Origin of the sequence: Sandarakinorhabdus sp. (genome assembly GCF_031430775.1) — a bacterium.
Lineage (GTDB): Bacteria > Pseudomonadota > Alphaproteobacteria > Sphingomonadales > Sphingomonadaceae > Sandarakinorhabdus.
The window spans coordinates 1-1,934 of record NZ_JANPCD010000112.1; the positions used below are offsets into that span (position 1 = coordinate 1).

The following is a 1,934-nucleotide window of genomic DNA, read 5'->3' on the forward strand; positions in this document are numbered from 1 at the left end:
ACGCGGGCGAGGCCGGTTTCGTGCAGGCCCAGCGATTCCAAATATTCCTGACGGTCGGCGGGTTCCATGGTGGCGATTTCCGCCTCGATGGCGGCAGACACGACAACGCTGCCGGCACCGATGGCACGCGCCATGGTGGCAACGGCTTCGCTGAAGGCATTGCCGGTGGCGGCCGCGCCTTCATCGACGTTGCAGACGTAAAGGACAGGCTTGGTGGTCAGCAGCTGTGCCTGCCCCAGCGCGCGGGCCTCGTCCTCGTCGCGTGGCACCGTCAGCCGCGCCGGCTTGCCCATCCGCAGCAGCTCGAGCGCCTGTGTCAGCACGGCGGCCTGCACCTTGGCGTCCTTGTCGCCTTGCATGGCTTTCTTGGCCAGCGCCGGCACACGCTTTTCGAGGCTTTCGAGATCGGCGAGCATCAGTTCGGTTTCGACGGTTTCGGCGTCGGCCACCGGATCGACGCGGCCATCGACATGGGTGACATCGTCATCTTCAAAACAGCGCAGCACATGGACGATGGCATCGGTTTCGCGGATGTTGGCAAGGAACTGGTTGCCCAGGCCTTCGCCCTTGGACGCGCCCTTCACCAGCCCGGCGATATCGGTGAAGCCCAATTGCGTCTCGATGATCTTCTGGCTGTGGGCGATGGCCGCCAGCGCGGTCAGGCGTGCATCGGGCACGGCGACATTGCCGACGTTGGGTTCGATGGTGCAAAATGGGTAATTGGCCGCCTGTGCCGCCGCCGTCTGGGTCAGCGCGTTGAACAGGGTGGACTTGCCGACATTGGGCAGGCCGACGATTCCGCAGCGAATGGGCATGGTGGACTTTCTGTCTGAATTTGCCGGGGCTGTAGCGGCAGATGCCGGGCTTGGAAAGCACCCGCCGCGAACAGCTCTAACGAAGAGGCGCCGTGCGCAGCGCGATATCGCTCATGAACCGCGCCTCGTCACCGTCCAGCAGACGCGGCATTTCGGCGGCGATGGCGCCCAGCGTGTCGGCCAGCGGGTCCATTTCGGACTTGGCAAAATTGCCCAGCACATGGCCCGTCACCCGGTCCTTGTGGCCGGGATGGCCAATGCCGATGCGAACGCGCCTGTAATCATTGCCGCAATGCGCGTCGATCGAGCGGATACCATTGTGCCCGGCTGCGCCGCCGCCATGCTTGACGCGAACCTTCATGGGTTCGAGGTCCAGTTCGTCATAAAGCACGGCAAGTGCGGCGGCGGCTTCAAGCTTGAAAAAGCGCAGGGTCTCGCCGACGCTGCGGCCGCTGTCGTTCATGAAGGTGGCGGGCTTGAGCAGCAGCACCTTGTGCGTGCCGATGTGGCCTTCGCTGGTCAGGCCCTGAAAGCGGACTTTCCAGGGGCCAAAGCCATGAACGCGGCCGATGGTGTCGGCTGCAATGAAGCCGATATTATGCCGGTGCAGCGCATATTGCGCGCCGGGATTGCCAAGGCCGACCACGATCTGCATGGCAAATCCCCCCTCCCCGCAAGCGGAGAGGGGGAGAATCGCTTACGCCGCAGTGGCTTCGGCTGTTTCGCTCTTCAACGCCGACGGGGCGACGAGAGTGGCGATGGTCAGGTCACGCTCGGTGCCATGCACCTTGGCGCCGGCCGGCAGCTTGACGTCGGCAATGTGGACGGCTGCGCCCACATCAAGGCCGGCAAGGCTGATCTTGAGGTCATCGGGGATGGCATCACTGGGGCAATCCAGCTTGATTTCATGCGCGACGATATTGAGGACGGCGCCCTTCTTCATGCCGGGCGACTGGTCTTCGTCGGTGAAATGCACGGGCACCGACACGGTGATGACGGCATTGCCGGACAGACGCAGGAAATCGACATGGAGCGGACGATCGCTGACGGGGTGGAACTGCACATCGCGCGGCAGGGTGCGGTGCACGACACCGTCAAGCTCGATCTCGACGACCGAGT

General features: G+C 63.9%; 3 protein-coding genes. All 3 read right to left on the reverse strand.

Going from position 1 to position 1,934, the window contains the following annotated elements:
* Window positions 1-815: redox-regulated ATPase YchF (ychF, locus tag RMQ73_RS06805; RefSeq protein WP_310497335.1), on the reverse strand; the 815-nt coding region annotated here is incomplete at its 3' end.
* A gap of 76 nt (window positions 816-891) precedes the next feature.
* Window positions 892-1,470 (reverse strand): aminoacyl-tRNA hydrolase, encoded by a 579-nt coding sequence (gene pth, locus RMQ73_RS06810; RefSeq protein WP_310497336.1) that lies wholly within the window; start codon window positions 1,468-1,470, stop codon window positions 892-894.
* 42 nt (window positions 1,471-1,512) lie between these two features.
* The coding region (locus tag RMQ73_RS06815) for a 50S ribosomal protein L25/general stress protein Ctc (RefSeq protein ID WP_310497337.1) at window positions 1,513-1,934 on the reverse strand (422 nt) is incomplete at its 5' end.

Excerpts from the sequence above, each read along its gene's own strand:
- pth (WP_310497336.1), bottom strand. The coding sequence starts at position 1,470 with ATGCAGATCGTGGTCGGCCTTGGCAATCCCGGCGCGCAATATGCGCTG.